This window comes from Nocardioides sp. CPCC 206348, assembly GCF_048654705.1.
GTDB lineage: Bacteria > Actinomycetota > Actinomycetes > Propionibacteriales > Nocardioidaceae > Nocardioides.
This window is the reverse complement of sequence record NZ_JBMCZA010000171.1, coordinates 1-6,152: the sequence shown is the minus strand read 5'-3', so window position 1 is coordinate 6,152 and position 6,152 is coordinate 1. Positions and strand designations below refer to the sequence as shown.

The following is a 6,152-nucleotide window of genomic DNA, read 5'->3' as shown; positions in this document are numbered from 1 at the left end:
ATCGGCGCGGTGGGCGAGGGGTGGCGGGTCGCCAACACCACGCTCAACAACGAGCGGGTGTCGATCGGCAAGGGTGCCGGTCGAGAGGGAGGAATGGTCGGCGTCGTGGCCAACACGTGGCGTCAGCACCCCGAGCGGCAGACCCCTGATCTCCAGGACCGGATGATGCGCCTCTGGGTCGACGCGGAGGCGGCACGGATCACCGGCAGCCAGCTCGCGCAGAAGCTCGCGTCCGGTCAGCCCGGCCCCGAGGGCTCAATGATGAAACTGCTCTTCGCCCGAATTGCGCAGGAGTTGTCCGGCCTGGAGGTCGAACTCCTCGGGGAGGACGGGCTGCGCTTCTCCGACTGGACGCTCACTCGGACTGCCCATCAGGACTTCACCGGGCGGGACGCGGGCTACCGCTACCTGCGTGCCAAGGGCAACTCGATCGAGGGCGGCACCTCCGAGATCATCCGCAACATCGTCGCCGAGCGTGTCCTCGGACTCCCGTCGGAGCCCCGCAACGACAAGGACCGCCCCTGGAAGGAACTCGCCAGATGAGTAGCGCGTACGCCACACCCGACCTTGACCTGCTCCCCAGTGACGTGGAGCACGATCTGCGGAAGACCGTGCGCGATCTGCTCGCGGCTCGGTGCGCGCCGGACGCAGTCACCCGGATGTACGACGGCGACCGAGAAGTCGCCGAGACCTTGTGGCGTGCCCTTGCGGTCGAGGTTGGCCTGGCTGGCCTGCTGGTTCCCGAGGACCTGGGCGGGGTTGGTGCCTCCGCCGTCGACGCCGCCGCGGTGCTGGAGGAGCTCGGCCGGGCGGCTGCCCCGGTGCCCTTCCTCACCAGTTCGCTGGTCGCCACGACCGCGCTGCTCGCCTGCGCCGCGGACGAAAGAGCGCGCGAGGCGATCGCCGCTCTCGCAGCGGGCGAGCGAACAGCGGCCCTCGTCGTGCCTCTTTCGACGGCGCCTGACGGCCGGCTTCCCGACGTCAGGGCGACCAACGGCCTGCTCACAGGCACGGTCCGCAGCGTCGCGGGTGTCGTCGACGCGGACCTACTGGTGGTGCCCGCGGAGACCGCTGACGGCGTCGGTCTGTATCTCGTCGAACCGACTTCTGCGACGGTCGATCCAGTCGTCTCCCTCGACATGGGGCGCCAGGTCGCCGACGTCACGCTGGACGGCACCCCCGGAGAACTGATCCTCGCCGACAGCGAGGCCGCGGTCCGGAGCGCGCTACTGGCAGGCGCCGGGCTGCTGGCCTCCGAGCAAGTCGGCATCGCGCGCTGGTGTCTGGACGAGACAGTCGCCTATCTCAAGGTGCGCAAGCAGTTCGGCCGTGTGGTCGGCGGGTTCCAGGCCATCAAGCACCGCCTTGCCGACCTGTACGCCGAGGTCGAATCGGCGTCCGCGACCGCTCGGTATGCCGCTGCCGCGCTTGCGGCAGGAGAAGACGTGCCGATCGCCGCTCGGGTCGCCGCGGCGTACTGCAGCGAGATCGCCGTTCACGCTGCTGAGGAGGCCGTGCAGCTTCACGGCGGAATCGGCATGACCTGGGAGCACCCGGCACATCTCTACCTGAAGAAGGCGAAGGCCGACCAAATCGCGTTCGGGACCGCCGGCGCCCACCGCGCCGCGCTCGCCGGCCTCCTCGACCTCGAGTTGGGCGAGGCACAGTGAGCTTCTCAGTGGTTTCCGACCCCATGGATTACCCGTACGGGTCACTCGTCCCTGCTGACGGAACGGTCTACTGGCGAGCCTTGAGAGACGTGGCGGTCGTCGCTGCAGGCGGACTGCTCAACTTGTGCCGCAGTTCGCCGTCGGAGATTAAGCCCGGAAGGTGACAGTTTTATACATGTACTTGACGTCAAGTTCATGTAAATGTAGCGAGAACTTCCCGCCCAGGGCGGGTGCTGGGTTCGACGACGGAAGAGTAGGCACCACATGCAGGTAACCGAGACCCCCGACGCTGCCGCTGGCGAGGCGTTCGAACGTGCGCTTCGAGCGCAGACCGTCTGTGAGGCTTTCCAGATCACCGCGGCCGCGCGGGCGGAGCAGGTTGCTCTACGCACTCCGGACGACAGCGTCTCGCTGACGTACGCCGCCCTCGCCGAGAGGGTGCGGCGGGTCGCGGCTGGTCTGGCGGCGCTCGGCGTCAGGCGCGGCGACGCCGTGGGCATCATGCTGACGAACCGGCCCGAGTTCCACGTCGTGGACCTCGCTGTTATGCACTTGGGAGCCATCGCGTTCTCCGTCTACAACACGTCGGCGCACGGTCAGATCGCGTACGTGTTCGGGGACGCAGGCAACAGGGTCGTCATCACTGAGCGCGCGTTCCTCGAGCGCGTGACGGCTGTGCGCGACGACGGCATGCCGATCGATCACATCGTGGTGGTTGACGGCGAGCTGGAGGGCACGCTCGGCCTCGACCAGCTGGAGAACCTCGGTGATGCCAACTTCGACTTCGAAGCGGCGTGGTCGGCGATCAACCCCGATGACCAGCTCACCTTGATCTACACCTCCGGCACGACGGGCTCACCGAAGGGCGTGGAGCTCTCGCACGGAAACATGATGAGCGAGATCCGAGCGGTGCAGCAGGCCTTGCCTGTCACGCCTGGCGGCCGCACGGTCTCGTTCCTGCCCGCGGCGCACATCGGTGATCGGTGGAGCGGACACTATTCGCCGCTGGGAGTTTGGGGCTTCACAGTCACGTCCTGCTCGGACCCCCGCGCAGTGATGGACGTCGTGAAGCAGGTTCGCCCGACGATCTTCCTGCCGGTGCCGCGCATGTGGGAGAAGGCGAAGGCCGGCCTGGAGGTGCAGATCGCGTCGCAGCCCGGTATCGGCGGCAGGCTGATGCGCTGGGCCATCGACACCGGCATCAAGAATGCTCGCGTCGTGCAGGCGGGCAAGTCTGCGAGCCCGTCGCTCCACCTGCAGGCCAAGGTCGCCTCGGCGATCGTCGGTTCGAAGATCCGCCGCGAGCTGGGGGTGGAGCAGGCTTCGTGGTTCCTCACCGGAGCGGCACCCACGCCTCCCGACGTGTTCGAGTTCTTCGCGGCCGCCGGGATTCCGATCTGCGAGATCTGGGCGATGAGCGAGTCCTCCTGCCTCATTACCGTCAACCCGCAGAACGGCATCCGGGTGGGCACAGTCGGTGTGCCGATCCCGGGCGTCGAGGTGAAGGTTGCTGACGATGGAGAGCTGCTCGTGCGTGGCGCGACGGTGATGCACGGCTACCGCAACAAGCCTGAGCAGACCGCCGAGGCCCTCGATGTCGAGGGGTGGCTGCATACCGGTGACATCGGGTCGATCGACGATGACGGCTACGTACGGCTCGTCGACCGTAAGAAGGAGATCATCATCAACTCCGCCGGCAAGAACATGTCGCCCGCCACCATCGAGTCCTGGCTGAAGTCGTCCAGCCCGTTGATCGGCCAGGCGGTGTGCATCGGCGACGGCCGGCCGTACAACGTCGCGCTGATCACGCTCGACCCTGACGGCGCCGCCGGGAGGTCGGTGGACGACGCTCTCACGATCGCTGAGGTCGCGGCCGCTGTGGAGCGTGCGAACGATCAGCTCTCGCGCGTCGAGCAGATCAAGAAGTTCAAGATCGTCGCCAAGGAGTGGCTGCCGGGGAGCGAGGAGCTCACCCCCACGATGAAGGTCAAGCGCAGGAGCATTGTCTCGAAGTACGCCGACGAGATCGAGGAGCTCTACGCAAAGTAGCTCGGAGGTTGCGCTCGCCCAGCAGGGCTCGCGTCTGCCGGGAAGCTGCCGGTCGGGGCGACCGCCCTTGCTGTGTCTGTCCGAGTCTTGTCGGTCGTGCAGGCGTACGCGGTGGCCTGGCGATTCGCTGTAGATGACTCCGACAGTCGATGCGCCGTCAGCCGGCAAGGTCAGTTGGATGGCAAGTCCCCGTCAGCGCGGTTCTCGAGCTGACCGCTGATGCCCTTCCAGGGGTCGGATGCCCAGGTGGAGTGGGCACGATCGGTGGGCCACGGGACGAGCGCCATCGGGCGTTACGAACCATTGACTCTGAGGTTGAGTTCGGTTTCAATAACGTTAAGCCGCAAGGCCCAGCCGGGACCTCGGCTCACTCGGCGGTAACACCTGCACGCGATCTCACCTATGTCGCAGCTGGCGACACAGCATCAGGGAGTGTCATGACCATCACAGCGCCGTACATCGTCGACGGGACCGTCGGACAGCGGCATCCGTTGGAAGAGCGCGAGGGTCTGTGGGAACAGGCCATGCGCAATCGGCTGGGCCCGATGCGGATCCGGCTCTCGAGTGAGGACTGCGGGGCCGGGAAGGTGCAGTCGGCCGACCTCGTTGACCTGCTGTTGACGGACTGGGACTGCCCGGCCATGGACGGATACCTGCCGAGAAGCGTGACGCGCGGAGGACTGGACCCGGACGTCGTCGTGGTGATGGCGGCCTACGGCGGCGAGGAACGTATGTCGATCGAGGGTACTGACACTCTGTTTGGCCGGGGGGCGCTGCTCATCGTGAGCGGTGAGGGCGTCGGGCGGAGTGGTTTCAGCGTGCCCCATGGCTTGCGCAAGCGCTCGCTGGTGCTACCTCGTCCCGCTCTGAGGGCTGCGGGAAGCGGCCTCAAGATCCCCACGTCTCTCTCCCTGGGGTCCGATCGCCCCTTGGTCAGCATGTTCCACACCTTCCTGAGCCAGGTGTGGAACGGACTTCCCGACATGACTGTCGCCGCTGAACGGGAGGCGGCACGGGCAGCACTGATCGCGTTGATCGCGGGCATCGTTCGATCGGAGGGGGTTGGCGTGAACGACGAGTCCGCTCTCCCGGCGCTGCGTGCGCAGCTGGATCGATCGATCGCGGAGCGACTGAGGCACGGTCCGGTCCGTCTCGAAGACCTAGCGGCTGACCACGGAGTCTCGACCCGCACGATCCACCGAGCCTTCGGTCTCACCGGCGACACCATGAAGTCGGTGGTCCGCGCGCAACGCCTTGCCGGGGTACGGCAGGACCTCCTCAACACCAACCTGACGATCGCGACGATCGCCAACCGATGGAACTACTACGACCCGAGCCACCTCGGCAAGGAGTTTCGTGAGGTCTTCGGGCTCTCCGCTGGCGAGTACCGCCAGAACTACGCCGGCGACACCGGGGGGTCGATCGGGTCGGAGATCGAACACAGTGCGCTCGGAGCGGACCGGGTGATGGCAGCGTCGTGATCTCGTCGCGCATCTGCAGGGCGCGATGACGGTCAGCGCTCTGACCTGCGGTTTCGCCCACGGGGCCGGTGCGTGAACGTCGATCCGCTCCACGGCGAGCTTGGCGCGTCGCGACGAAACGCTTACCCCCGGCGTACCCCGCGCTCGCAATCCGTGCCGTTCCATGCGTTGATTTGCCCCAATTCTAGGCGTGAATCCCGCGTGCAAGTGCCAGGGAAGCCATTCGCAATGAGAAGGTCAGGGGTTCGAATCCCCTCAGCTCCACCATGTGATGAGTCGGGACATAGGTGACACCTGAGTCGCGACAGAAGTGACAAGTCAGAGAGCTCCCGGCCATCGGCCGGGGGCTCTTTGCGTGTTGCGCCAGTAGTTCTTGTCGGGCTCGATGGTGTGGGTGGACAGGATTTCTCCGGTGGTGAACCCGACGACGGTCACGGTGGTGTCGTCGGCGATGGCGAGGACTTGTAGTCCTCGGTGGGCGTAGCCGACGCCGAGGTGGTGCATGCGCCCGGCGCGGCGGAAGCTGACCTTGCCCCAGACGTCGACGTGGTCGTAGCGCAGCCGGTGGTGGCCGATGGTGCCGTCGTTGCGCGCTGGGGTGGCTTTGGGAAGTGCTGTGTAGGCCTTGGCCGGGGTGGTGCGGTCCAGGGCGCGGTGGGGGCGCTGCTCGTTGTAGATCTGCCGGTAGCGGTCGAGTTGGTGCTGCAGGTCCGCGATGGTGTCGGCGTCGGGTTGTTGGGCGAGCCATTGCTTCTGGGTCTGGTGGAAGCGTTCGACCTTGCCCTGGGTCTGGGGGTGGCCGGGGTGGCCGTTCTTCTGGGTGATCCCGAGGATCGCCAGGACGTATTCGTAGGCGTTCTTCCCGCCGCCGAAGCGGGCGGTGTAGACGCGGCCGTTGTCGGTGAGTGTGGATGCGGGTTGGCCGTGGTCGTTGCAGGCGGTGAGGAACTCG

At 66.6% G+C, this 6,152-nt stretch carries 5 protein-coding genes; 4 read left to right on the top strand and 1 reads right to left on the bottom strand.

Annotated elements, in window-relative coordinates:
• From ACOADB_RS13550 to ACOADB_RS13535, 4 genes are all read left to right on the top strand, one after another.
• A partial coding sequence (locus ACOADB_RS13550; RefSeq protein WP_378599423.1) for an acyl-CoA dehydrogenase family protein occupies positions 1-543 on the top strand: 543 nt, incomplete at its 5' end.
• Positions 540-1,670 (top strand): acyl-CoA dehydrogenase family protein, encoded by a 1,131-nt coding sequence (locus ACOADB_RS13545; protein ID WP_378599420.1) that lies wholly within the window; start codon positions 540-542, stop codon positions 1,668-1,670. The genes ACOADB_RS13550 and ACOADB_RS13545, both read left to right, overlap by 4 nt.
• A gap of 264 nt (positions 1,671-1,934) precedes the next feature.
• Complete coding sequence (locus ACOADB_RS13540) at positions 1,935-3,719, top strand: AMP-dependent synthetase/ligase (protein WP_378599417.1); 1,785 nt, start codon at positions 1,935-1,937, stop codon at positions 3,717-3,719.
• 251 nt (positions 3,720-3,970) lie between these two features.
• Positions 3,971-5,200, top strand: a complete 1,230-nt coding sequence (locus tag ACOADB_RS13535) for an AraC family transcriptional regulator (RefSeq protein ID WP_378599414.1) — start codon at positions 3,971-3,973, stop codon at positions 5,198-5,200.
• 318 nt (positions 5,201-5,518) lie between these two features.
• Here the strand turns inward: ACOADB_RS13535 and ACOADB_RS13530 are convergent.
• A partial coding sequence (locus tag ACOADB_RS13530; protein WP_378599411.1) for an integrase core domain-containing protein occupies positions 5,519-6,152 on the bottom strand: 634 nt, incomplete at its 5' end.

Excerpts from the sequence above, each read along its gene's own strand:
- ACOADB_RS13545 (WP_378599420.1), top strand. The coding sequence starts at position 540 with ATGAGTAGCGCGTACGCCACACCCGACCTTGACCTGCTCCCCAGTGAC.
- ACOADB_RS13540 (WP_378599417.1), top strand. The coding sequence starts at position 1,935 with ATGCAGGTAACCGAGACCCCCGACGCTGCCGCTGGCGAGGCGTTCGAA.